Genomic DNA, 21820 nt, shown 5'->3' with positions numbered 1-21820 from the left:
GAAGGAGTTGTCCATGCGACGCAGGACGATCGCCGCGCTCGCCGCGGCTGCCACGGTGGCCCTGGTGGCGACCGGCTGCTCGGCGAGCGGCACCGCCGACTCCGCCGCGGACGCGAGCCTGGTGTACGCCACCGGCGAGCCCGACCACCTGACGCCCGGTCGCCAGACGGTCGCGTTCGACCAGGTGATGAGCCTGTTCGCCCCGCTGACGCAGACGGACGCGAAGGGCGAGCTCCACGACGTCGCCGCGAAGAGCGTCGAGAGCGACGACGCCACCACGTGGACGATCACGCTCCGCGACGGGTGGGAGTTCCAGAACGGCGAGGCCGTCACCCCCGAGAGCTACGTCAAGGCCTGGAACCACGTCGCCTACGGCCCGAACGCCTGGGAGAACAGCGGCCAGCTCGCGTCGATCGTCGGCTACTCGGACCTCAACCCGGCGAAGGGCACCCCGACGACCAAGGAGATGTCCGGGCTGAAGGTCACCGGGAAGGACACCTTCACGGTCACCCTGACCCACGCGGACAGCCAGTTCCCGCTGCAGCTCAGCCAGGCACAGACGGCGTTCTACCCGATGCCGTCCGCGGCGTACGAGGACCTGAAGGCCTACGACAAGAAGCCGATCGGCAACGGCCCGTACCGGATGAGCAAGGCGTGGAAGGCGAACCAGGAGTTCACCGTCACGGCCTGGAAGGGCTACGAGGGCGCGAAGCCCGCGACCCCGAACGTCACCTTCCGCAGCTACTCCGACATGAACACCGCGTACACCGACGTCCTCGCCGGCAACGCGGACGTGCTCTTCCTGCCGACGGACAAGATGACGAGCGCGAAGGACGACTTCGGCGACCGGCTGCACTCCTTCGACGCCCCCGGCATCGACTACCTCGGCTTCCCGCTCTGGGACGACCGCTACTCCGACCCCGACGTCCGCCGCGCGATCTCGATGTCGATCGACCGCGACCAGGTCAACAAGGCGATCTACGGCGGCCTGTACGACCCGGCGACGGCGCTCACCCCGCCCTCGATGTCCGGCACGAAGGAGGGCATCTGCGGCGAGGCCTGCGAGTTCGACCCGGCAGCGGCCAAGCAGCTCCTGGCGAAGGCGGGCGGCTTCGACGGCAGCATCGAGCTCGTCTACCCGGGCGGCAACGGCCTCGACTCGCTGTACCAGGCGTACGCCAACCAGATCCGGCAGAACCTCGGGGTCGACGCCGAGGCGAAGGCCACCACCGACTGGGCCTCGTACTACTCCGAGCTGACGGACAAGACCGTCAAGGGCCCGCACTTCGGCCACTGGGGCGCGCTCTACATCAGCCAGCAGAACACCCTCCGCGCGCTGTTCACCACGGCCGGCGGCTGCGCACCCTGCACGGGGTACTACCAGGACGACGAGGTCGACTCGCTGCTCGCGAAGGCCGACTCCGCCGGCACCCAGGCCGAGGCGAACGAGTACTACACGAAGACGCAGGAGGCCGTGCTCGAGGACTTCCCGGTCGTCCCCACCTTCTTCGACAAGTACTCCTACGTCACCAGCGACAAGATCGCGAAGCTCCCCGCGGTCGCCGGCAGCCCGGTGGTCGCCAAGATCGCCGTGAAGTAGGGCGCCGCATGGACAGCGACACCATCCTGCGGCTCGTCCGCGAGGTCCCCGACCGCGACGGCTTCCCGCTCGTCGACGACCTGCACGCCCGGTTCGACGCGCTCGCCGCTGCGCACCCGGACCGGGTCACGGTCACCAGGATCGGCACCAGCCGACTCGGCGAACCCCTGCACAGCTACCGCATCGGCACCGGGTCGCACGCCGCCGTCATCGTCGGCGGCGTGCACCCGAACGAACCGATCGGCTCGTGGACCGCGCTGCACCTCGCCGAGACGATGCTCGGCGACGACGCGGAGGCCACCGCGCTCGACGTCACCTGGCACATCGTCCCGACGATCGACCCGGACGGCATGCGGCTCAACGAGGCCTGGTTCCACGACCCGTACGACCGCGTCTTCTACTCGCGGCACTTCTACCGCCCGGCGCCGGACAGCCAGGTGGAGTGGACGTTCCCGAACAGCCACAAGTCGGTGTACTTCGACCAGGTGCTGCCGGAGACGCTCGCGTTCATGCGGCTCATCGACGACACGAAACCGGACCTGCTGGTGTCGTTGCACAACGGGGAGATGGGCGGCGTCTACTACTACCTCTCCGAGGACCTGCCCGACGTCGTCGACGTGCTGCACGCGGTGCCCCGGGCGCTCGGGCTGCCGCTCGACACCGGGGAGCCGGAGTCGCCGCACCTGCGCGAGCTCGCCCCGGCGGTGTTCGCGATGGACGGGGTGGCGGAGGTCTACGACTACCTCGAGGGCCTCGGCGTCGACCCCGGCGAGCACATCCATGGTGCGTCCAGCGCCGCGTGGGCCCTCCGCCACGGGGCGCTCTGCATGGTGGCCGAGCTGCCGTACTGGAGCCACCCGGACGCCGACGACCAGACCCCGACCGACGAGTCCTACGCGGACCTGCTCCGGCGGTGCGCGGACGACCTCGGCGGCTCCGGAGCCGAGCTCCAGCGGGTCCTCGACACCGCGTCGCCGATGCTCACGATCGAGACGCCCTTCCTCGACGCCTCGCGCGCCTTCATCCCGATGCTCACCGCGACGCCGGAGACCGACCGTGCCAGGGCCGACCGTGAACCCGCGAGCCGGATGGCCACCGTCGCCGAGCGCTTCGGCTGCGAGGACCTGGTGCGCTGCTTCCGGCTCCGCTACGGCGGCATGCTCCTCCGCGCGCTCGAGGCGGAGACGACCGCCGGCACGGCGTCCGCGCCGCTCCGGCGGCTCCGCGACGAGCTGGCAGAGCGCTACGCGCTCTGGCAGGCGGACGCGGTGACCGACGCCGCACCGATCCCGGTGGGGAAGCTGGTGGGGGTGCAGTACGGGGCGATCCTCGCCTGCGCGAGCCACGTGGCGGACCCGACACGAGCCTCCCGTCCGGTGTCCGCGACGATCCCGGGAGGCGCGTGATGCGTCCGACGCTCGCCGTCGGTCGGCGACTCGGCGGCCTGGTCATCGTCTTCCTCGGGGTGACCTTCCTCATCTACGCGATGACCTTCGCGCTGCCGGGCGACCCGATCCGGGCGCTCGGCGGTGACCGGCCGCTCAGCGAGTCGGTCGTGCGGGCGCTCCGGGCCGAGTACCACCTGGACCAGCCGCTGTGGCTGCAGTACGTGCAGTACGTCGGCGGGCTGTTCCGCGGCGACTTCGGCACCGACTTCACCGGGCAGCCCGTCGCGGCGCAGATGGCCTCGCGCTGGCCGGTGACGATCACGCTCGCGCTCACCGCGTGGGCGCTGGAGATCGTCCTCGGGATCGGGCTCGGCGTGCTGTCGGCGCTCAAGCGCGGCACCGTGCTCGACAAGACCGTCCTCGTCGGCACGATCGTCGTCGGCGCGGTCCCGGTCTTCGTGCTCGGTGTCGCCCTGCAGCTCGTGTTCTCGGTCCGGCTGCACTGGTTCCCCGTCGCGGGCGCCACCGCCGGCTGGCCGACCGCGTACGTGCTGCCCGCGTTCGTCATCGCGCTGTTCGGCCTGGCCGCGGTGTCCCGGCTCACCAGGACCTCGATGATCGAGACGCTCGACGCCGACTACGTCCGGACGGCCCGTGCGAAGGGCCTGACGCCCGGCCGGGTCGTCGCGGTGCACGTGATGCGCAACTCGCTCATCCCGACCGCGACCTACCTGGCGACCGACCTCGGCTACCTGATGGGCGGCACGGTGATCATCGAGGGCATCTTCAACCTGCCCGGGGTCGGGAACCTGCTGTTCCAGGGCATCCGCTCGCACGAGGGGGCCGTCGTCGTGGGGATCTCCACCGCCCTCATCCTGGTGTTCCTCGTCACGAGCGTGCTCGTCGACCTGCTGCACGCCGCCCTCGACCCGCGCGTCCGATCGGGAGCCGCCGCATGACCACGTCAGCCCTCGCCGCGACCGTCGACCCCGTCGTCGGGGTCAAGCGCCGCCCGCTCGCCGCTGCCGCCCGCACGCCGGGGTTCTGGGTGCCCGCGTCGGTCCTCGTCCTCGTGCTCGCCATCGCCGCGTTCCCGCAGCTGTTCGCCGGACTCTTCGGCAACGGCGACCCGCGTGTGTGCGACCTCGGCCGGAGCGGGGACGGATCCGCCGCCGGACACCCGTTCGGCTTCGACCTGCAGGGCTGCGACGTGTACGCCAACGTCGTGTACGGCACCCGCTCGTCGATCGCCGTCGCGGTGCTCACCACCGTGCTCGCGGGCATGGTCGCCGTCGTCGTCGGGACCGTCGCCGGCATGGTCGGCGGCTGGGTCGACGCCGTGCTCGCCCGCCTGACCGACGTGTTCCTCGGCTTCCCGTTCCTGCTCGGCGCCGTCGTGGTGCTCAACAGCGTCGGGGAGCGGTCGGTGCTCACCGTGTCGCTCGTGCTCGCGCTGTTCGGGTGGCCGACGATGGCCCGGCTCGTGCGGTCGAGCGTCCGCGGTGTGCGGAACGCCGAGTTCGTCCTGGCCGCACGCACGATGGGGCTCTCCACGTGGCGGATCACCACCCGGTACGTGCTGCCGTCGTCGATCTCCCCGCTGCTCGTCCTCGCCACCATCACCGTCGGCGGCGTCATCGTGTCCGAGTCGTCGTTGACGTACCTCGGCATCGGCCTCGAGAGCCCGGCGATCTCCTGGGGGCTGCAGCTCTCCGCCGCGACCAGCCAGTTCCTCCGCGCCCCGCACATGCTCGTCGCACCCGCGGCGTTCCTCGCCGTCACCGTGCTCGCCGTCATCGCGCTCGGCGACACCCTGCGGGCCGCACTCGACCCGCGTCGCCGCTGACGTCAGACTCGAACCCCTGCTCCACATGGAAGGAACCACCGTGACCGACACCGAGGCCACCCGCACCGCGTACCGCACGACGCTGCCCACCATCCGCGACTGGGTCGCGTACAAGGTCTGGCAGCTGCGGGTGCCCGGCGTGCAGGTCGCGATCGGGTACCAGGGCGAGGAGCTGTTCTCCGAGGCGTGGGGCCACGCCGACGTCGAGGCCGGCCGCCGCCTGACGACGAACGACCTGTTCCGGATCGCGTCGCACTCCAAGACCTTCACGGCGACGGCGCTGCTGCTCCTCGCCGAACGGGGCTCCCTGCGGCTCGACGACAGCGTCGGCACGTACGTCCCGGCGCTCGTCGAGGGCGGGTCGCCGATCGCCGACGCCACCGTCCGTGAGCTGATGGAGATGGGGGCCGGTGTGATCCGCGACGGCCACGACGGCGACTACTGGTCCCTCGCCCGGCCGTTCCCCGACGAGGACGAGCTCCTCGCGCTGGTGCTCGACCGCGGGCAGAAGGTGCCGACGGGCTCCTCGTTCAACTACTCCAACCTCGGGTACTCGCTCCTCGGGCTCGTCATCGCCGCGGCCTCCGGGCGGAGCTACAACGACTTCGTGCGCCAGGAGATCGTCGAACCGCTCGGCCTCCGGAACACCGGACCCGACTGGGACCCGGCGCGCGAGGACGACTTCGTGGTCGGCTACTCCGGCTTCCACGTCGCACGACACCGGCAGCGCATCGCCCACGTCGACACCCGCGCGATGGCCGCGGCGACCGGCTTCCACGGCACCGCGTCCGACCTGGTGACGTACTTCTCCGCGCACGTGCTCGGGCAGGGCGAGCTGCTGAGCGACCACTCGAAGCGCCTGGCGCAGCGGAAGTCGTGGAGCGCCTCCGACGAGGACCCGGCGGCCCGCGGCTACGGCGCCGGCTTCATCGTCGACCGGATCAACGGGCGCGAGGTCCGCGGCCACTCCGGCGGCTTCCCCGGCCACATCACCCAGTCGTTGTTCGACCCCGAGTCCGGCCTCGTCGTCTCCGTGATGACGAGCTCGGCCGCCGGCCCCGCGACGCTCCTCGCCACCGGGATCGTCAACCTGCTCGACGCCGCCGCCGACACGGCAGCACCCGGCGCGGTCGTCCCCGAGGACGTCGCCGCGCGCTACACCGGCCGCTACGCCAACCCGTGGGGACTCACCGACATCGCCCGCGTCGGCGACCGCCTGCTCGCGATCGACCCCTCCGGCCCCGACCCGATGGACTCGCCCACCCGGCTCGAGGTCGTCGACGCGGACACGCTCCGGATGACCCACGGCAACCGCTTCGGCTCCGTCGACGAGGACATCGTGTTCACCCGCGACGCCGACGGCACCGTCACCGGCATCCGCGGCAGCGGCGGCATGAGCGAGGAGCCGTGGGCGATCCCCGACGAGGCGCCCGAGGTCGCGGCCGGGCTCGCATAGCCTGGCGCGGACCACGGATCGACGAGGGGACCACCATGACCGAGCAGCAGCAGACCGTGACGACCGACGACCGCGTCCTGGACCCGGTGCGCCAGGCGTTCGTCGAGGAGTTCGCGCTGATGCTCGGTGACGGCGCGGGCATGCCCCTCACCGACGCCCGGGTCCTCGGCTACCTCATCATGACCCGCGCCCCGTACTCGTCCTCCGCCGACCTGCAGGCGGCCCTCGGGGCGAGCTCGGGGTCGGTGTCGATGGCGACCAGGCGGCTCGTCGACTCCGGCTTCGTCAAGCGTCACACGGTGCCGGGGGAGCGCAGCCACTACTTCCGCGCCGAGACCGACGTGTGGGGCAGCTGGCTGGCCAGCGAGCGGAAGTACCTCGACCGGCAGCGGGACATCATCGCCCGTGGGCTCGCCGTCGTCGAACAGGACGGCCACACCGGCCCCGGCGACGTGGACGCCCCCGTCCGCGAGCGCCTGCGCAACGGGCGCGACTACATGCAGTGGCTGCACGGCCACCACCGCAAGATGCTCGAGGACTGGGAGGCCTTCAAGGCCGCCCGCGACACGGGCGACGACGCACCAGGGACGGGAGCACCATGACCGAGCCGCGCGAGGACGTCCTCGTCGTCGACCACCTCACCGTCACGTTCGACGTCGAGGGCGAGGTGGTCCGCGCCGTCGACGACGCCTCCTTCACCGTCGGCCGTGGCGAGGTCGTCGCCGTCGTCGGGGAGTCCGGTTCCGGCAAGAGCATGACCGCGATGACCGCCATGGGCATCGCCCCCGACGGCGCCGTCGCCAGCGGCGCGATCCGCATCGGCGGCGTCGACGTGCTCAGCTCCGGCGAGCAGCACCTCCGCGAGGTCCGCGGCCGCACGGTCTCGATGATCTTCCAGGACCCCTCCGCCGCCCTGAACCCCGTCTTCACCATCGGGTTCCAGCTCGCCGAGGCCGTCCGCCGCGCCGATGCCTCCACCGACCGGGCGACGGTGAAGGCCCGGGCGCTCGAGCTCCTGCGGGCCGTCGAGGTCCCGGAGCCCGAACGCCGGCTGGGCCAGTACCCGCACGAGCTCTCCGGCGGGCAGTGCCAGCGCGTGATGATCGCGATGGCGCTCGCCGCCGACCCGGACCTGCTCATCGCCGACGAACCCACGACCGCGCTCGACGTCACCGTCCAGGCCGAGGTGCTCGACGTGCTGCGAGCACTCCGGGAGCGCACCGGCACCGCGATCCTGCTCATCACGCACGACATGGGCGTCGTCGCCGACATCGCCGACCGCGTCGTCGTGATGCGCCGCGGGCAGGTGGTCGAGTCCGGCAGCGCCACCGCCCTCTTCGCCTCGCCCACCGAGGACTACACGCGCGAGCTGCTGGCCGCCGTCCCACGGCTGCGGCCCGTCGACGGACTGGAGGCACGGCTCGACCCCGCCACGACCCTCCCGTCGACCGTCCTCGACGTCCGCGACCTCGTGGTCGAGTACGGCGGCGCGCTGCGCCGCCGGTTCCGCGCGGTCGACCACGTGTCGTTCACCGTCGGCCGTGGCGAGATCGTCGGCCTGGTGGGGGAGTCCGGCAGCGGCAAGACCACCATCGGCCGTGCCGCCGTCGGCCTTGCCCCGATCACCGCCGGCTCGGTGTCCGTCGACGGCGTGGACCTCGCCGGTGCCGGTCGCGCGGAGCGCCGGAGCATGCGCCGCCGCGTCGGGGTGGTGTTCCAGAACCCGCTGCGCTCCCTGAACCCCCGGTACACGGTGGGCCAGACCGTCGCAGAGCCCCTCCGGCAGATCCTCCGCCTGTCGGCCGCCGACACCGAGACCCGCGTCGAACGGCTCCTGTCGGACGTGGGCCTCGACGGCGGCTTCCGCGAGCGCTACCCGCACGAGCTCTCCGGCGGCCAGCGCCAGCGCGTCGCCATCGCCCGCGCCGTCGCACTCGACCCCGCGCTGCTCATCGCCGACGAGCCCACGAGCGCCCTCGACGTGTCGGTGCAGGCCCGCGTGCTCGACGTCTTCCGCGAGCTGCAGGAACGCCTCGGGTTCGCGTGCCTGTTCGTGACGCACGACCTCGCCGTCGTGGACACCCTGTGCGACCGCGTCGTCGTCCTGCACCAGGGACGTGTCGCCGAACAGGGCACGTGCGACGCCATCCTCCGCGCGCCCCAGGACCCGTACACCCGACGACTCATCCAGGCCGCCCCGGTCCCGGACCCCGAGGAGCAGGCCGTCCGCCGTGCCGCTCGTCTGGCCGCGCTCGCGTCCTGATCCGTCAGGCCGCGCGACCACGTGGGACCCGCGGTGCGGGGCCGGTGTCGACACGCCGATCCGAGCCTCCAGGCAGTCCGCCGTGACGCACCGGACTTGACGCCCGTTCGAACACACGTTCGAATGATGCGGTGGGACGGCGTCGCGAGAACCGGTGGCAGCCCCCGGAGCATCCGGAGGTCGAACGTCCGCACGCCTACTCGCTCTCCGACGACGCGCGGGGGCCGGACGCCTGCCACGCGGTGACCCCGATCCCGGTCTGGGCGTGGGTGCAGTTCCCGACCTTCCACGTCCGGGTGAAGGCCTTCGCGAAGAGCTGGACCCGTGATGCCGTGCTCGTGGAGTGGGCCCAGTTCGGGCAGCAGGCGCAGGCCTGGGTGTGGCGGTCGGCCGTCAAGCACCGGGTGCTGCGGGTCGACGCCGACCGCCGTGCGCGTGCACCGGACGCCGGATAACGCACCCGGTTGACAGGCGTCCCGGACGCGCGGGATGGTTCATGCAGTCGGGGTTCGCTGAGAATCTCGACGATCAAGACATCCGTTCGCGAGTGTCCCGACCGGAAGGAGACGCCATGACCCGTCATGAGGTCCCGTCCTGGGTGGCACACGTGCTCACCCCGCCCGAGGTCATCGCCGCCTACGTCGAGCGCCGTGTCAACGACCCCTCGCTGCTGTCCGGGGACGCGCACGAACCGACCTACGCGGACTTCCTCCGCGCCGAGTAGACGGTCACGCCGACGCTCGCGGCGGTGACGCACGCGAGCGCCAGCACCTCCACGGGTGACAGGGCCTCGTGCAGCACGAGCAGCCCGGCGAGCGCCGCCACCGCCGGCCCGAGGCTCTGCAACACACCGAACACCCGTGTCGGCATCCGGCGCAGCGCGAGCATCTCGAGCGCGTAGGGCAGCACGCTCGACAGGACGGCGACGGCCCCGAACACGACGAGCAGCGTCGGGTCGGCCACCACGCCGTCGACCGCGGTGCGCAGGCCGAACGGCAGCGACACCACCATCGCGACGAGCATCGACACCGCCAGGCCGTCGACGCCCGGGATGAGCGCACCCACGTGCCGGTTCATCACGATGTACCCGGCCCAGCACGCGGCGGCGGCGACCGCGCAGGCCACGCCCCCGAGTTCGGTGACGGCCGAGGGCCCGACGCCGAGGAGCACGACACCGGCGAGCGCCAGCACCGCCCAGAGGACGTCACGCCAGCGTCGGGTGTGCGCGAGGGAGAGCGCGAGCGGCCCGAGGAACTCGATCGTCACGGCGACGCCGATCGGGATGGTCGCGAAGGCCAGGTAGATGAAGACGTTCATGCCGCCGAGTGCCAGCCCGAGCAGCACGGCGGCGGTCCACCTGGCGCGGTCCCAGTGCCGGACGCGGGGCCGGACGACGAGGGCCAGGACGAGCGCGCCGATCACCAGGCGGAGCGTCGCCGCCCCGACCGAGCCGACCTCGTCGAAGCGGGTCTTCGCGACGGCGGCGCCGAGCTGCACGGAGACGATCGCGGCGAACGCCAGGAGCGGCGCCGGGACACGGGTCATCCGAGGTAGGCGAGCACGGCGAGCACGCGGCGGTGGTCCTCGCCGGTGTCCTCGAGCCCGAGCTTCGCGAAGATGCTCGACACGTGCTTCTCGACCGCGCCGGTGCCGATGACGAGCGCGCGGGCGATGGCGGCGTTCGTGCGGCCCTCGGCCATCAGTCCGAGGACGTCGCGCTCGCGGGGCGTCAGCGCGGCGATCGGGTCGCGGCGACGGCTCATCAGCTGCGTCACGACCTCGGGGTCGAGCACGGTGCCGCCGGCGGCGATGCGGCGGACGGCGTCGTCGATCTCCTCGAGCCGGGTGACGCGGTCCTTGAGCAGGTAGCCGATGCCGGCGGTGCCGGACGCCAGGACGTCCTCGGCGTAGGTGGCCTCGACGTACTGCGACAGCAGGAGCACCCCGGTGCCCGGTGCGAGGCGTCGGGTCTCGACGGCGGCGCGGACGCCCTCGTCGGTGAACGTCGGCGGCATGCGGACGTCCATCACGACGACGTCGGGGGCGGCGTCCGGGAGCGTCGCGAGGAACGACGTGGCGTCGGAGTACTGCGCGACGACGTCGATGCCGGCCTCGAGCAGGACGCGGGACAGGCCCTCGCGGATCAGGACGGCGTCGTCGACGACGACGGCCCGGATGCGTGCTGCATCCGGGCCGTCGGTCATGCTCCCCACCCTAGTGGGAGGGCACCGCCGTCATCGTGCGGCGGGCGTCGGGACCCCGTTCAGCGCGCCGAGCGGGATCCGTGCGGTGGCCTCGGTCGGGCCACCGGCGGGGCTCGACACGACGAGCTCGCCGTCGAGGGACTGCATCCGCCCCATGAGGCCCTGGATGCCGTGCCCCTCGCGGGTCCTCGCGCCGCCGACGCCGTCGTCCGTGACGCTGACCATGAGGTACCAGACCCCGGAGGCGTCGACGGAGAGCCCGAGGTACACGCCGGCCGTCGAGGCCCCGGCGTGCTTCGTCGTGTTCGTCAGGAGCTCGGAGACCGTGAAGTACACGTTCCGCTGGATCTCCGTTGCGAGCTGCAGCCCGTCGGGCAGACGGACGTCGAGGCCGACGGGGATCGGGGTCCTGGCGACGAGGGCCTCGAGGGCGGCGACGAGCCCGCGGTCGAGCAGGATCGGCGGGGCGAAGCCGCGGGACAGCGCCCGGAGCTCGTCGAGGGCGTCCTTGGCGTGCTCCGACGCCTCGGCGATGAGCTGCTTCGACGCCGCCGGGTCCTTGTCGAACGCCCGCTCGGCGGCCGCGAGGTCCATCCGCAGTCGGACGAGCCGCTGCTGGGGACCGTCGTGCAGGTCGCGCTCGATCTGGCGGAGTGCCTGGCCCTCGGCGGTGACAGCACCGGCGCGGGAGGCCTGCAGCCCGGCGACGCGCTGCTCGAGCACCTCGGCGCGGAACCCACCGAGCAGCCCGAAGTCGATCCAGTAGTGCGCGGCGACCGACCCGCGCGACCAGAGCGGCAGGAGGAGGACCGAGGCCACCACGCTCACGACGCACGCCGCGAAGCCGAGGCCCCACGCCCAGCCCTGGTCGATGCTGTTCACCATCAGGTACTGGTTGACCTGCCAGCCGTACCGCAGGGCCGTGAAGCCGGCGACGAACGGGCCGAAGAAGCCGACGACCAGCAGCGCACCGGCACCGACCGTGACGAGCGCCGTCAGCGGGTAGACGACCGCCGCGTGCAGCAGGTACAGCCAGTAGTGCGGGTTCGCGACGGCCGAGCCGGTGCGCGTCCACCAGTTCTGCTGCCAGCGCGGGGTCCAGTCGACCGGACGGATCGGCCGCGGGTCCGCCCACGAGATGCGCAGGCGCTCGAACTGCCCGAGCCACCGCGCGATGAACAGCGCGATGAAGAACATCAGCAGCACGAACGGGTTGAACAGGTCACGGAAGCCGCCACCGAGCACCGCCGCGGGGAACGCGAAGTAGAGCGTGCAGAGCAGCACCGCCGTCAGCGCCATGTACCCGAAGTCCCGCGGGAACCGGCGCCAGGCGTGGCGGTGGAACTCGCGCACGGTCATGCCGGGCGGGGTGTCGTCACCGCCGGTGCTCGTGTCGGGCAGGTCGGGCATGGGCGTGGTGGCTCCGGGGGGTACTGCGTCGTCCAACGGCACGGTGGTGGCCAGGTCGAGACGGTCGGTGTCGGTCATGGATCCAGCATCGCGAGGTCGGACGCTCCGACCCATCCTGCCCTCTCCCGGACTCCTGGTGGGGTTAGCCCTACCCTGGTGCCATGGGGTCGATGACGACGAACCGGCAGGAACAGTGGACCGCGCTCGCCGGGGTGGTGGTGGCGCTCGCACCGGCGCTCTCGGGGGTGGTCGGTCTCGTGCTCCTGACGGACTGGTACCTCGAACCACCCGTGCTCATCGTGGCGGCGGTCATCGGTGGCGTCGCCGCGGTGCTGCTCGCGCTCGCCGCGCACCGTCGCCACGACCGTGTCACGCTCGGGTTCGCCGTCTCGGTGCTGTGCTTCGCGCTGTGGTGGCTGCCCCTCGGTGGAGCGTCGTTCGCCGTCTCGTCGATCCTGACGCTCGCGTCCCAGGCGCTCGCCGTCGCCTTCGGCGTGATGGTCGCCCGTCGCGGCCGTGGGGCCTCGCGGGTCGCCGGCTGGGTGATCGCCGTCGCCGCCGCCGTCTGGCTCGTCGGCGGCTTCACCCTGTGGTTCGGGACGAGCCCGAGCGCACCCCAGGGCCTCGTCGACGTCCTCGTCACGCTCCCCGCGGCTGGTCAGGCCGTCGCCTTCCTGACCGCGGCCCTGCTGTTCGTCGTGCCCCTCCTCCGCCCGGTCGGCACCGGCGCCCGGTACCTCTGGTCCACAGCCGAGGTGCGCTGACCCGCGTCCACCCGCCCTCCACACATCGAGGGAGCAGTAATCGTCGGTTCCGTTCAAGGGACTCGACGATTCCTGCTCCCTCGATGCAGGCCCGGGCGTGGGGCGGGCGCGACCGCGGGAGCAGGGGCGGGTCAGGGGGCGATGCGGCCCGTCGACTCGCGGACGCTCAGGGTCAGCAGCGGGCCCGGCAGCGACGGCAGCGGGTCGTCGGCGTCGATCTGTGCGCGCAGGAGCGTGGCGGCGCGTTGCCCGAGCTCGACGGTGTCGCGCGTGAGCGAGGTGATCGCGGGCCGCACCAGCCGGATCATCGCCGAGTCGTCGAACGACACGATCGAGACGTCGGCGGGCACCCGCACGCCCATCTCGCTCGCGACGCCGAGGCCCGCGACCGCGAGCACGTCGTTGTCGAACACGATGGCCGTCGGGCGGACACTGCGGGAGAGAAGTTCCCTGGTGGCTGCGGCACCGTTCTCGGCGGAGTAGTCGGTCGGGATGGACTCGGCGGCGTCGAGCCCCTCAGCCGCGGCGAAGTCCCGCAGCCGGTCGATGCGCATCGCCGTGTGCTCGAACTCCGGGCGCCCGGCGACGTGCGCGATGCGACGGTGGCCGAGGGCGTGCAGGTAGCGGAGGACCGTGGTGGTGGCGGCGGAGTCGTCGATCCAGACCGTGGGGGCGGCTCCAGCAGGAGAGGGGTGCGACCCGACGACGACGGTGGGCAGGCCGAGGTCGTCGAGCAGCCGGAGCCGGGCGTCGTCGTGCCGCGGGTCGATGACGATCACGCCGTCGACGCGGTGGCCGTTCCACCAGTCGCGGTAGGTCTGCAGCTCCTCGTCGGCGTCGCGGGCGACGAGCAGGGTCATGCCGACGTGGGTGCCGGCGAGCCCGAGCTGGATGCCGGAGATCAGGTCGCCGAAGAACGACTCGGTGCCGAGCGTGCGGGCGGGACGGTTCAGCACGAAGCCGATCGACCCGGCCTTCGCGCCGCCGAGTGCGCGTGCCGCGGTGTGCGGCTGCCAGTCGAGCTCGCGGGCCACGGCACGGACGCGCTCCCGGGTCGCCGCGGACACCCCGGGGCGGTCGTTGAGGGCGAACGAGACGGCGCTGATGGACACGCCGGCCTTCGCGGCGATGTCGGCGATGGTCGTCCGGCGCTTGCTGGCCATGCGCTTGACTATAGCGCTTTAGTCGTCGATAGTCGGCGTCACACAGTCGTCCGGCCGTCGGAACTGAACCGGTTCAGCACCGCAGGACCGTCGGCGACGCGCACGACCATCCGCACGCACGAAGGAGTCCGCAGCGATGAGAACCACCACACGTACGACGACGGGACGCGCCGTCGCGGTCCTCGCGGGGGTCGCAGCAGCGGCACTCGCACTCACCGGCTGCTCGGCCGGGGGCAGCTCCTCGGGCAACGGCGGCGACGACGTCTCCGGCTCGATCACCCTGCAGACGTGGGCGCTCACGCCGACGTACACCGACTACCTCAATGGCGTCGTGAAGGCCTTCGAGAAGAAGTACCCGGACGCGAAGGTCAAGCTCGTCGACCAGCCCGGTGACGGCTACGCGGACAAGGTGCTCAGCCAGGCCTCGTCGAACTCGCTGCCGGACGTCGTCAACCTGCCGCCGGACATCGCCCTGCCCCTCGCCAAGCGCGGGTTCCTGCAGGACGTCGCGAAGGACGACAGCAAGCTCTCGAGCACCTACGTCAAGGGCGCGCTCGCGGCGTACAACTACAAGGGCGTCGACGGCACGTTCGGGTACCCCTGGTACCTCAACACCGACATCGACTACTGGAACAAGACGATGTTCACCAAGTGCGGTCTCGACCCGGCCAACCCGCCGAAGACGACCGACGACCTGTTCACGCAGGCGGAGACCATGCACCAGCAGTGCCCCGACGACTACCTGATGAGCCGCAAGCCCGGGCTGAGCGACTTCTCGCTCGCCGGCGTGAAGATCATCAACGACCAGGGCACGAAGTTCACCTTCGCGAACTCGTCGAAGGCCGCTGACCTCATCAGCAGGTACGCCAAGGCGTACAAGGACGGCCTCATGCCCTCGTCGGTCCTCAACACCGACTACCTCGGCAACTCCACGCTGTTCACGCAGGGCAAGGTCGCCTGGACCACCGGCGGCGCCACCGCCATCAGCGACTTCGAGAAGAACAATCCGTCGCTCAAGGGCAACATCGTCGTCTCCCCGGCGCTGGACAACCCGCCGCTCTACGTGCAGGGCCTCAGCGTCTCGGCGAAGAGCAAGCACCTGGCCACGGCCGAGGCCCTCGCGTCCTTCATGACGAACGCGAAGAACCAGGAGGCCTTCGCGCACCTGGTGAACATCTTCCCGTCGACCACCTCGTCGCAGTCCGACCCGTTCTTCTCCAAGGACGACGGCACGACCCAGGGCAAGGCCCGTGTCCTCGCGAACGAGGCCCTGAAGACGGCGAAGAACCTCAACCCGGTCGAGGCCAACTCGGCGATGACGGACTTCCTCGACCAGCAGATCGCGCTGGCGATGAAGGGCGGCGTGACCCCGGAAAAGGCGCTGCAGAACGCCCAGACCAAGATGAACACGCTGCTCGCCAACGGCTGATCCGGCCCCCGAGAACAAGAGAGAGGGAGGATCGCCATGCGCGCCAACCGCTGGTTCACCCCCTGGCTGCTCGTCCTGCCGGCACTCGTCTGGCTCGTCGCGTTCAGCCTCTGGCCGTCGATCAACACCGTCCGGCTGTCGTTCACCAACGCCAGCCCGCTCGGTGGGGTCAGCCGCTGGGTCGGTCTGCAGAACTTCCAGACCCTGCTCGCCGACCCGCAGGTGTGGGAAGCGCTGCTCAACAGCGTCATCTACATGGCGGTCTGCCTGCCGCTCCTGACGGTCCTCCCGCTCCTCATGGCCGTGCTCGTGCAGCAGAAGCTGCCCGGCATCGCCTTCTTCCGCACGGCGTACTACACGCCGGTCATCGCCAGCGCGGTGGTCGTCGGGCTGATCTGGAACTGGATCCTCGACGACCGCGGCGTGATCAACGAGATGGTGCAGTCGCTCGGCATCGCGCAGAGCAGCATCCCGTTCCTCACCGACCGGTGGCTCCTGCTGTTCAGCGCGATCAGCCTGACGGTCTGGAAGGGCCTCGGGTACTACATGATCATCTTCCTGGCGGCCCTCGGGAACGTCGGCAAGGAGCTGCACGAGGCCGCGGCACTCGACGGCGCCGGCTCCGTCCGCCGCTTCTGGTCGGTCACGATGCCCGGCGTCCGCGGCACGCTGACCCTCGTCGGGATCCTCGTGTGCGTGAGTGCGCTCCGGGTGTTCAGCGAGCTCTACATCCTGACGAACGGGACGGGCGGCCCCGGCGGCCAGGACAACTCCCTCGTCATGCTCATCCAGCAGTACGCACGGGGGTTCACCGGCAACCTCGGGTACGCCTCCGCGCTGAGCCTCCTGCTCTTCGCCGTGACGCTCATCCCGATGCTCGCCCTCGCGCGCATGAACAGCAAGGCGGACCGATGACGAACACGACGACCGAACCGGTCATCGGCGGGAACGCCGGCACCGCCGCACCGACGCCGGACGTGACCGGCGCGACGGGCGGAGGGGGAGCCTCCAGGCCGCCCGCCAAGCGGCGCCGCGTGGTCTGGGGCGTCATGTCCACCCGCGAGAAGGCGATCCGCTACGTGCTGCTCATCGTGGTGCTGTTCATCACGATCGGTCCGTTCCTCTGGCAGCTCTCCACCTCGCTCAAGGGCCCGGGGGAGGACATCTACACGGCGAACCCGTCGTTCATCCCGAGCCAGCCGACGATCGGCAACTACCTCCGGGTGGGCGACGCGATCCCGGTGTTCGGCTACATCGGCAACTCGCTCATCGTCGCCGCGATCGACGTCATCGGGAACATCGTGTTCGCCACCCTCGCCGGGTTCGCGCTCGCCCGGCTGCAGTGGCGCTTCCGCAAGGCCGTGCTCGGCCTGTTCCTCGCCACGCTCGTGCTCCCCGGCGAGGCGACGATCATCTCCCAGTTCGTCACCGTCAAGGACCTCGGCCTCGCCGACAACCTGGTCGGCGTCGCCCTGCCCGGGATGATCGCGGCGCTCAACGTCCTGCTGATGTTCAACGCGTTCCGGCAGATCCCCGAGGAGATCGACCAGGCCGCGGTGATGGACGGCGCGAACTCGTGGCAGCGACTGCGGTACATCTCGCTGCCCGCCGTCCAGGGCACGATCGCCGTCATCGCGATCTTCGCCTTCATCGGCGCGTGGGACGACTTCCTCTGGCCGCTCATCGTCCTGCAGTCCCCGGACAAGCTGACGCTGACCGTCGGGCTCGAGTACCTCCGCGGCACGTTCGGCACCGACCAACGCCTCATCGCGGCCGGCACCATGATCGCGTTCATCCCGATCGCCGTGATCTTCGCCGTCCTGCAGCGCTTCTTCTTCAAGGGCGTCGAAGAGGGCGGCGTGAAGGGCTGATGCGGTTCGGCGTCAACTACACACCGTCGGTCGGTTGGTTCCACTCCTGGCTCGACTTCTCGGCGTCCGACACGGCGAGGGACCTCGAGGCGATCGCGGGGCTCGGCGCGGACCACGTGCGGGTCTTCCCGCTCTGGCCGGTCGTCCAGCCGAACCGGACCCTCATCCGGCCGCAGGCACTCGCCGACGTGGCACGGGTCGTCGACATCGCGGCGTCGTTCGGCCTCGACGTCAACGTCGACGCCCTGCAGGGACACCTGTCGAGCTTCGACTTCGTGCCGTCCTGGCTCGACTCGTGGCACCGGCGCAACATGTTCACCGACCCGGACGTCGTCGCCTCCACGGCCGCGTACGTCGAGGCCCTCGCCGCCGCGGTCGGCGGCCGGCCGAACCTGCTCGGCATCACCATCGGCAACGAGGTCAACCAGTTCGCCCACGCCCCGCACCCGGCCCCGCACGCCATCACGGCGGAGCAGGGACACGCGTGGGCAGCGGCGATGGTCGCCGCGGCACGGTCCGGGCTGGCGTCCGTCGGCCGGGAGGCCCGGCGTCTGTCCGACCCGTCAGTCGCGCCCGGCAGCGAGTCGGCTCCAGGGCCGCTGGTCACCGTCGCCCAGTACGACGCGGCCTGGTACGACGATGCCCAGCCCTTCGGGCCGGAGCACGCGGCCGACCACGGCGACGCCACCGTCACGCACTCGTGGGTGTTCAACGGCTCCGCTGCGGTCCACGGTGCCCTGGGCGCCGGGTCGGTGCGGCACGGGGAGTACCTGCTGCAGCTCGCCGCCGCCTGGAACCGCGACGCCGCCCGGCCGAACTGGCTGCAGGAGGTCGGTGCGCCGACGAACGTGGTCGACGTCGCCGACGCACCGTCGTTCACCGAGCAGACCATCCGGCACGCCCTCGACGTGCAGCACCTGCTCGGCGTCACGTGGTGGTGCTCCCACGACGTGTCCCGGTCCCTCGCCGACTTCCCGGAGCTCGAGTACGACCTCGGCCTCCTGACGAACGACGGCCGCGTGAAACCGACGGGGGAGCGCTTCCGTGCCATGGCGACCGCGTTCGGCGACGGCGCGTCCCCGGCCCGGATCGCGCCGACCGTCGGGCTCGTGCTCGACGACGTCGCGCAGGACGGCGCACCCCGCGGTGGTGTCCGGGCCGACTGCGCGCCCGGCGGACGCTTCGCCGCCGCGTGGCTCGCCCTCGCCGAGCAGCACGGCGTCGGCCCGCAGGTCGTCCTGCGCTCCCGGCTCGGCGACACGGACCTGCTGGCCGCCCGTGGGGTCACGAGCACGATGGACGTGCCGACCGACCTCGCCGCGGACACCGCACACACCCCGATCTCGGTCGCGCACCCCGCGACCATGCCCTGATCCTCCCCAGTCCCCGGAAGGCACCATGCACGACGACATCCCCCTCACCATCGGCCGCGCACGACGGGTCCTCGACGAGCGCATCACCCCGGCGGTGCACGCCACCGCGACGCCGCTCGACACCGCCTGGCACGAGCTGCCCGGTGAGCCGGTCCCGCCGGCCGAGGGGCTCGCGCTGACGTTCGAGCCGTACGAGGTCGGCACGCCGTGGGGCGCCGCGTGGGGCACGACCTGGTTCCGCCTGACCGGCACCGTCCCGGTCGCCTGGGCCGGCCGCCGCGTCGAGGCCGTCATCGACCTCGGGTTCGACAAGAACATGCCGGGGTTCCAGTGCGAGGGCCTCGTGTACCTGGCCGACGGCACCCCGGTGAAGTCGATCAACCCCCGCAACCAGTGGGTGCTCATCGCCGAGGACGCCGTCGGCGGCGAGACCGTCGAGTTCTTCGTCGAGGCCGCGTCGAACCCCGTGCTGCTCGACTACCACCCCTTCCTCGTGACGCAGGAGGGCGACATCCAGACCTCGTCGTCGAAGCGGCTCTACACGTCGCGCCGGATGGACCTCGCCGTGTTCGAGTCCGCCGTGCACGAGCTCGCGCTCGACATCGACGTGCTGCTCGAGCTGCAGGAGGAGCTGCCCCAGGGCCCGCGACGGATGCGCATCCTGCAGGCCCTCGACGACGCGCTCGACGCCCTCGACCTGCAGCACATCGCCGAGACCGCCCCGGATGCCCGGGCCGCGCTCGTCGAGGTGCTCGCGGCCCCGGCCGAGGCCTCCGCGCACCGGATCTCCGCCGTCGGCCACGCGCACATCGACTCCGCGTGGCTCTGGCCCGTCCGCGAGACGATCCGCAAGGTCGCGCGCACCACGTCGAGCATGACCGAGCTCATCGACCAGACCGACGACTTCCTCTACGGCATGTCCAGCGCACAGCAGTACGCCTGGATCAAGGAACACCGACCCGAGGTCTACGCGAAGGTCAAGGACGCCGTCGCCGCTGGTCGCTTCCTGCCGCTCGGCGGGATGTGGGTCGAGTCCGACACCGTGATGCCGACCGGCGAGAGCATCGTCCGGCAGTTCTCCCAGGGCCAGCGGTTCTTCGAGCGCGAGTTCGGCATCCGGCCCAAGGGCGTCTGGCTGCCCGACAGCTTCGGGTACTCGCCGGCGCTCCCGCAGCTGATGCGCCGCGCGGGCTTCGAGTGGTTCTTCACGCAGAAGATCTCCTGGAACCAGGTGAACAAGTTCCCGCACCACACGTTCCTCTGGGAGGGCATCGACGGGTCGCGGGTGTTCTCGCACTTCCCGTCGATGGACACCTACAACTCCCGGCTCTCCGGGTCCGAGGTCGCGAAGGCCTCGCGCCAGTTCCGCGAGAACCGTCTGGCCTCGGGCTCGATCGCCCCGGTCGGCTGGGGTGACGGCGGCGGTGGCACCACGCGCGAGATGACCGGCACGGCCGCACGCCTGGCCGACCTCGAGGGCAGCGCCCGCGTGACGTGGGAGCACCCGGACGCGTTCTTCGACCGGGCGAAGTCCGAGCTGGAGCACCCGCCCGTGTGGGTCGGCGAGCTGTACCTCGAGCTGCACCGCGCGACGCTGACCAGCCAGCACCAGACGAAGCAGGGCAACCGCCGCAGCGAGCACCTGCTCGTCGAGGCCGAGCTCTGGGCCGCGACCGCCGCCGCCCGCACCGACTTCCCGTACCCGTACGACGAGCTCGACGCGCTGTGGCAGCAGGTCCTGCTGCAGCAGTTCCACGACATCCTGCCGGGCACCTCGATCGCGTGGGTGCACCGCGAGGCCGTCGAGCGGTACGCAGAGGTCGCGGACCGCCTGGAGGCCCTCATCGCCTCCGCCCTGTCGGCACTCGCTGGTCCCGGGGACCGCACGATCGTCGTCAACCCGGCCCCGAGCCTCCAGGGCGGTGCCCTCGCGCAGAGCGCGGTCCTGACCAGCGACCTGGAGGCCGCGATGCCGGTCGCGCTGACCGAGGCCGACGGCGGGTTCATGCTCACGAACGAGCTGGTGCGCGTCGTCGTCGACGCCCGCGGACTCGTCACCAGCGCCGTCGACCTGTCCACCGGCCGCGACGCGATCGCTCCCGGCCAGGTCGCGAACCTGCTGCAGCTGCACCAGGACTTCCCGAACATGTGGGACGCGTGGGACGTCGACCGCTACTACCGCAACCGGGTCGAGGACCTGGTGTCGGTGACCTCGATCGACGCCTCCGTCGATGACGCCGGTGTCGCGCGCGTCGTCGTTTCGCGGGCCTTCGGCGACTCGACCGTGACGCAGGAGATCGTGCTGGAGCCGGGGTCGCGGACGCTCGAGTTCGACCAGACGACGGACTGGCACGAGACCGAGAAGTTCCTCAAGGTGGCGTTCCCGCTCGACGTCCGCGCCGAGCACACCATCGCGGAGACCCAGTTCGGCGCGCAGAAGCGGGCGACCCACACGAACACCTCGTGGGAGGCCGCCAAGTTCGAGACCTCGATGCACCGCTACGTGCTCGTCGAGGAGCCCGGCTTCGGCGTGGCCCTGGTGAACGACTCCATCCACGGGTTCGACGTCACCCGCGACGCGGTCGACGGCCACGTCACGACGACGCTCCGGCTCTCGCTGCTGCGGGCACCGCGGTTCCCCGACCCGGAGACCGACCAGGGCGTGCAGACGCACCGGTACGGGCTGGTCGTCGGCACGGACGTCGTCGGTGCGACCACCGCCGGCATCCTGATGAACACGAGCGCGCGGACCGTCACGGGCGGGTCCGGCTTCGGGCCGCTCGTGCAGGCCTCCGGGGACGTCGTGGTGTCGAGCGTCAAGCTCGCCGACGACCGCTCGGGCGACCTGGTCGTCCGCGTGTACGAGCCGTCCGGACGTCGGGGGACCGGTGGCCTGGCGGTCGACGGGCCCTTCGGCGAGCCGGTCGAGGTGACGCTGCTCGAGGAGCGCGACCCCGCGCTGCCGGGCGTGGCCGCCATGACGGACGGGGTGGCCGCCTTCGCGGTCGACGCCTTCGAGGTCAGGACCTTCCGCTTCCCGCGGATCTGAGATG

Annotated in this window: 19 protein-coding genes; 15 read left to right on the top strand and 4 right to left on the bottom strand. The window is 71.4% G+C overall.

What is annotated here, in order from left to right:
* Positions 1-13: 13 nt before the first annotated feature.
* The 9 genes from BIU98_RS02005 (at position 14) to BIU98_RS19230 (ending at position 9277) form a co-directional block, all read left to right on the top strand.
* The gene (locus tag BIU98_RS02005; RefSeq protein ID WP_071270680.1) at positions 14-1600 is read left to right on the top strand and encodes an ABC transporter substrate-binding protein; all 1587 of its coding nucleotides are present in this window, start codon (positions 14-16) and stop codon (positions 1598-1600) included.
* A gap of 8 nt (positions 1601-1608) precedes the next feature.
* Positions 1609-3006 (top strand): M14 family zinc carboxypeptidase, encoded by a 1398-nt coding sequence (locus tag BIU98_RS02000; protein WP_071270677.1) that lies wholly within the window; start codon positions 1609-1611, stop codon positions 3004-3006.
* On the top strand, positions 3006-3947 hold the full coding sequence (locus tag BIU98_RS01995; protein ID WP_071270674.1) for an ABC transporter permease: 942 nt from the start codon (positions 3006-3008) through the stop codon (positions 3945-3947). Before BIU98_RS02000 ends, BIU98_RS01995 begins: the two co-directional genes overlap by 1 nt.
* Positions 3944-4834, top strand: a complete 891-nt coding sequence (locus tag BIU98_RS01990) for an ABC transporter permease (RefSeq protein WP_071270672.1) — start codon at positions 3944-3946, stop codon at positions 4832-4834. The genes BIU98_RS01995 and BIU98_RS01990 overlap by 4 nt, the downstream gene beginning before the upstream one ends.
* 40 nt (positions 4835-4874) lie before the next feature.
* Positions 4875-6290 (top strand): serine hydrolase, encoded by a 1416-nt coding sequence (locus BIU98_RS01985; RefSeq protein ID WP_254787764.1) that lies wholly within the window; start codon positions 4875-4877, stop codon positions 6288-6290.
* 35 nt (positions 6291-6325) lie between these two features.
* On the top strand, positions 6326-6892 hold the full coding sequence (locus BIU98_RS01980) for a GbsR/MarR family transcriptional regulator (protein ID WP_071270669.1): 567 nt from the start codon (positions 6326-6328) through the stop codon (positions 6890-6892).
* Entirely contained in the window at positions 6889-8553 is a 1665-nt protein-coding gene (locus BIU98_RS01975; protein ID WP_071270666.1) for an ABC transporter ATP-binding protein, read from the top strand. Before BIU98_RS01980 ends, BIU98_RS01975 begins: the two co-directional genes overlap by 4 nt.
* Before the next feature lie 131 nt (positions 8554-8684).
* Positions 8685-9008, top strand: coding sequence for a hypothetical protein (locus BIU98_RS01970; protein WP_071270663.1), 324 nt, complete (start codon positions 8685-8687; stop codon positions 9006-9008).
* Positions 9009-9124: 116 nt separating this feature from the next.
* On the top strand, positions 9125-9277 hold the full coding sequence (locus BIU98_RS19230; RefSeq protein WP_175481266.1) for a hypothetical protein: 153 nt from the start codon (positions 9125-9127) through the stop codon (positions 9275-9277).
* On the opposite strand, the gene BIU98_RS01965 is transcribed toward BIU98_RS19230, so the two are convergent.
* From BIU98_RS01965 to BIU98_RS01955, 3 genes are read right to left on the bottom strand one after another with little or no spacing between them, the layout of a single operon-like run.
* A complete protein-coding gene (locus tag BIU98_RS01965; protein WP_071270660.1) occupies positions 9250-10098 on the bottom strand; it encodes a DMT family transporter in 849 nt (282 codons plus the stop codon). The two genes, BIU98_RS19230 and BIU98_RS01965, sit on opposite strands and share 28 nt — an antisense overlap.
* Entirely contained in the window at positions 10095-10757 is a 663-nt protein-coding gene (locus BIU98_RS01960) for a response regulator transcription factor (RefSeq protein WP_071270657.1), read from the bottom strand. Before BIU98_RS01960 ends, BIU98_RS01965 begins: the two co-directional genes overlap by 4 nt.
* Positions 10758-10787: 30 nt before the next feature.
* Positions 10788-12245 carry a histidine kinase gene (locus BIU98_RS01955; protein ID WP_071270654.1) on the bottom strand — a complete coding sequence of 486 codons (1458 nt, stop codon included), beginning with the start codon at positions 12243-12245 and terminating at the stop codon, positions 10788-10790.
* An 83-nt stretch (positions 12246-12328) separates the two neighbouring features.
* On the opposite strand from BIU98_RS01955, the gene BIU98_RS01950 reads away from it, so the two are divergent.
* The gene (locus tag BIU98_RS01950) at positions 12329-12931 is read left to right on the top strand and encodes a hypothetical protein (protein ID WP_071270651.1); all 603 of its coding nucleotides are present in this window, start codon (positions 12329-12331) and stop codon (positions 12929-12931) included.
* Positions 12932-13062: 131 nt separating this feature from the next.
* On the opposite strand, the gene BIU98_RS01945 is transcribed toward BIU98_RS01950, so the two are convergent.
* Positions 13063-14094, bottom strand: coding sequence for a LacI family DNA-binding transcriptional regulator (locus tag BIU98_RS01945; protein WP_071270648.1), 1032 nt, complete (start codon positions 14092-14094; stop codon positions 13063-13065).
* A 136-nt stretch (positions 14095-14230) separates the two neighbouring features.
* Between BIU98_RS01945 and BIU98_RS01940 the strand changes: the two genes are divergently transcribed.
* Genes BIU98_RS01940 through BIU98_RS01920 form a run of 5 tightly spaced genes read left to right on the top strand, consistent with a single transcriptional unit; the run spans position 14231 to position 21816 of the window.
* On the top strand, positions 14231-15523 hold the full coding sequence (locus BIU98_RS01940; protein WP_071270645.1) for a sugar ABC transporter substrate-binding protein: 1293 nt from the start codon (positions 14231-14233) through the stop codon (positions 15521-15523).
* Between the two features lie 36 nt (positions 15524-15559).
* A complete protein-coding gene (locus BIU98_RS01935; protein WP_071270642.1) occupies positions 15560-16438 on the top strand; it encodes a carbohydrate ABC transporter permease in 879 nt (292 codons plus the stop codon).
* Entirely contained in the window at positions 16435-17394 is a 960-nt protein-coding gene (locus BIU98_RS01930) for a carbohydrate ABC transporter permease (protein WP_217635653.1), read from the top strand. The genes BIU98_RS01935 and BIU98_RS01930 overlap by 4 nt, the downstream gene beginning before the upstream one ends.
* Positions 17394-18767: a glycosyl hydrolase gene (locus BIU98_RS01925; RefSeq protein WP_071270639.1), complete on the top strand. Its 1374-nt coding sequence runs from the start codon at positions 17394-17396 to the stop codon at positions 18765-18767. Before BIU98_RS01930 ends, BIU98_RS01925 begins: the two co-directional genes overlap by 1 nt.
* Before the next feature lie 25 nt (positions 18768-18792).
* Entirely contained in the window at positions 18793-21816 is a 3024-nt protein-coding gene (locus tag BIU98_RS01920; protein ID WP_071270636.1) for a glycoside hydrolase family 38 C-terminal domain-containing protein, read from the top strand.
* The last annotated feature ends 4 nt before the right edge of the window (positions 21817-21820 follow it).

The sequence above is a fragment of the Curtobacterium sp. MMLR14_010 genome, assembly GCF_001865015.1.
Taxonomy (GTDB): domain Bacteria; phylum Actinomycetota; class Actinomycetes; order Actinomycetales; family Microbacteriaceae; genus Curtobacterium.
Note: the sequence above shows the minus strand (reverse complement) of the source record. Positions and strands in the feature narration are given on the sequence as shown.

Excerpts from the sequence above, each read along its gene's own strand:
- BIU98_RS01950 (WP_071270651.1), top strand. The coding sequence starts at position 12,329 with ATGGGGTCGATGACGACGAACCGGCAGGAACAGTGGACCGCGCTCGCC.
- BIU98_RS01955 (WP_071270654.1), bottom strand. The coding sequence starts at position 12,245 with ATGACCGACACCGACCGTCTCGACCTGGCCACCACCGTGCCGTTGGAC.
- BIU98_RS01980 (WP_071270669.1), top strand. The coding sequence starts at position 6,326 with ATGACCGAGCAGCAGCAGACCGTGACGACCGACGACCGCGTCCTGGAC.
- BIU98_RS01925 (WP_071270639.1), top strand. The coding sequence starts at position 17,394 with ATGCGGTTCGGCGTCAACTACACACCGTCGGTCGGTTGGTTCCACTCC.
- BIU98_RS01965 (WP_071270660.1), bottom strand. The coding sequence starts at position 10,098 with ATGACCCGTGTCCCGGCGCCGCTCCTGGCGTTCGCCGCGATCGTCTCC.
- BIU98_RS01995 (WP_071270674.1), top strand. The coding sequence starts at position 3,006 with ATGCGTCCGACGCTCGCCGTCGGTCGGCGACTCGGCGGCCTGGTCATC.
- BIU98_RS01960 (WP_071270657.1), bottom strand. The coding sequence starts at position 10,757 with ATGACCGACGGCCCGGATGCAGCACGCATCCGGGCCGTCGTCGTCGAC.
- BIU98_RS01940 (WP_071270645.1), top strand. The coding sequence starts at position 14,231 with ATGAGAACCACCACACGTACGACGACGGGACGCGCCGTCGCGGTCCTC.
- BIU98_RS01945 (WP_071270648.1), bottom strand. The coding sequence starts at position 14,094 with ATGGCCAGCAAGCGCCGGACGACCATCGCCGACATCGCCGCGAAGGCC.
- BIU98_RS01975 (WP_071270666.1), top strand. The coding sequence starts at position 6,889 with ATGACCGAGCCGCGCGAGGACGTCCTCGTCGTCGACCACCTCACCGTC.
- BIU98_RS01930 (WP_217635653.1), top strand. The coding sequence starts at position 16,435 with ATGACGAACACGACGACCGAACCGGTCATCGGCGGGAACGCCGGCACC.
- BIU98_RS01990 (WP_071270672.1), top strand. The coding sequence starts at position 3,944 with ATGACCACGTCAGCCCTCGCCGCGACCGTCGACCCCGTCGTCGGGGTC.
- BIU98_RS19230 (WP_175481266.1), top strand. The coding sequence starts at position 9,125 with ATGACCCGTCATGAGGTCCCGTCCTGGGTGGCACACGTGCTCACCCCG.
- BIU98_RS01935 (WP_071270642.1), top strand. The coding sequence starts at position 15,560 with ATGCGCGCCAACCGCTGGTTCACCCCCTGGCTGCTCGTCCTGCCGGCA.
- BIU98_RS02005 (WP_071270680.1), top strand. The coding sequence starts at position 14 with ATGCGACGCAGGACGATCGCCGCGCTCGCCGCGGCTGCCACGGTGGCC.
- BIU98_RS02000 (WP_071270677.1), top strand. The coding sequence starts at position 1,609 with ATGGACAGCGACACCATCCTGCGGCTCGTCCGCGAGGTCCCCGACCGC.
- BIU98_RS01920 (WP_071270636.1), top strand. The coding sequence starts at position 18,793 with ATGCACGACGACATCCCCCTCACCATCGGCCGCGCACGACGGGTCCTC.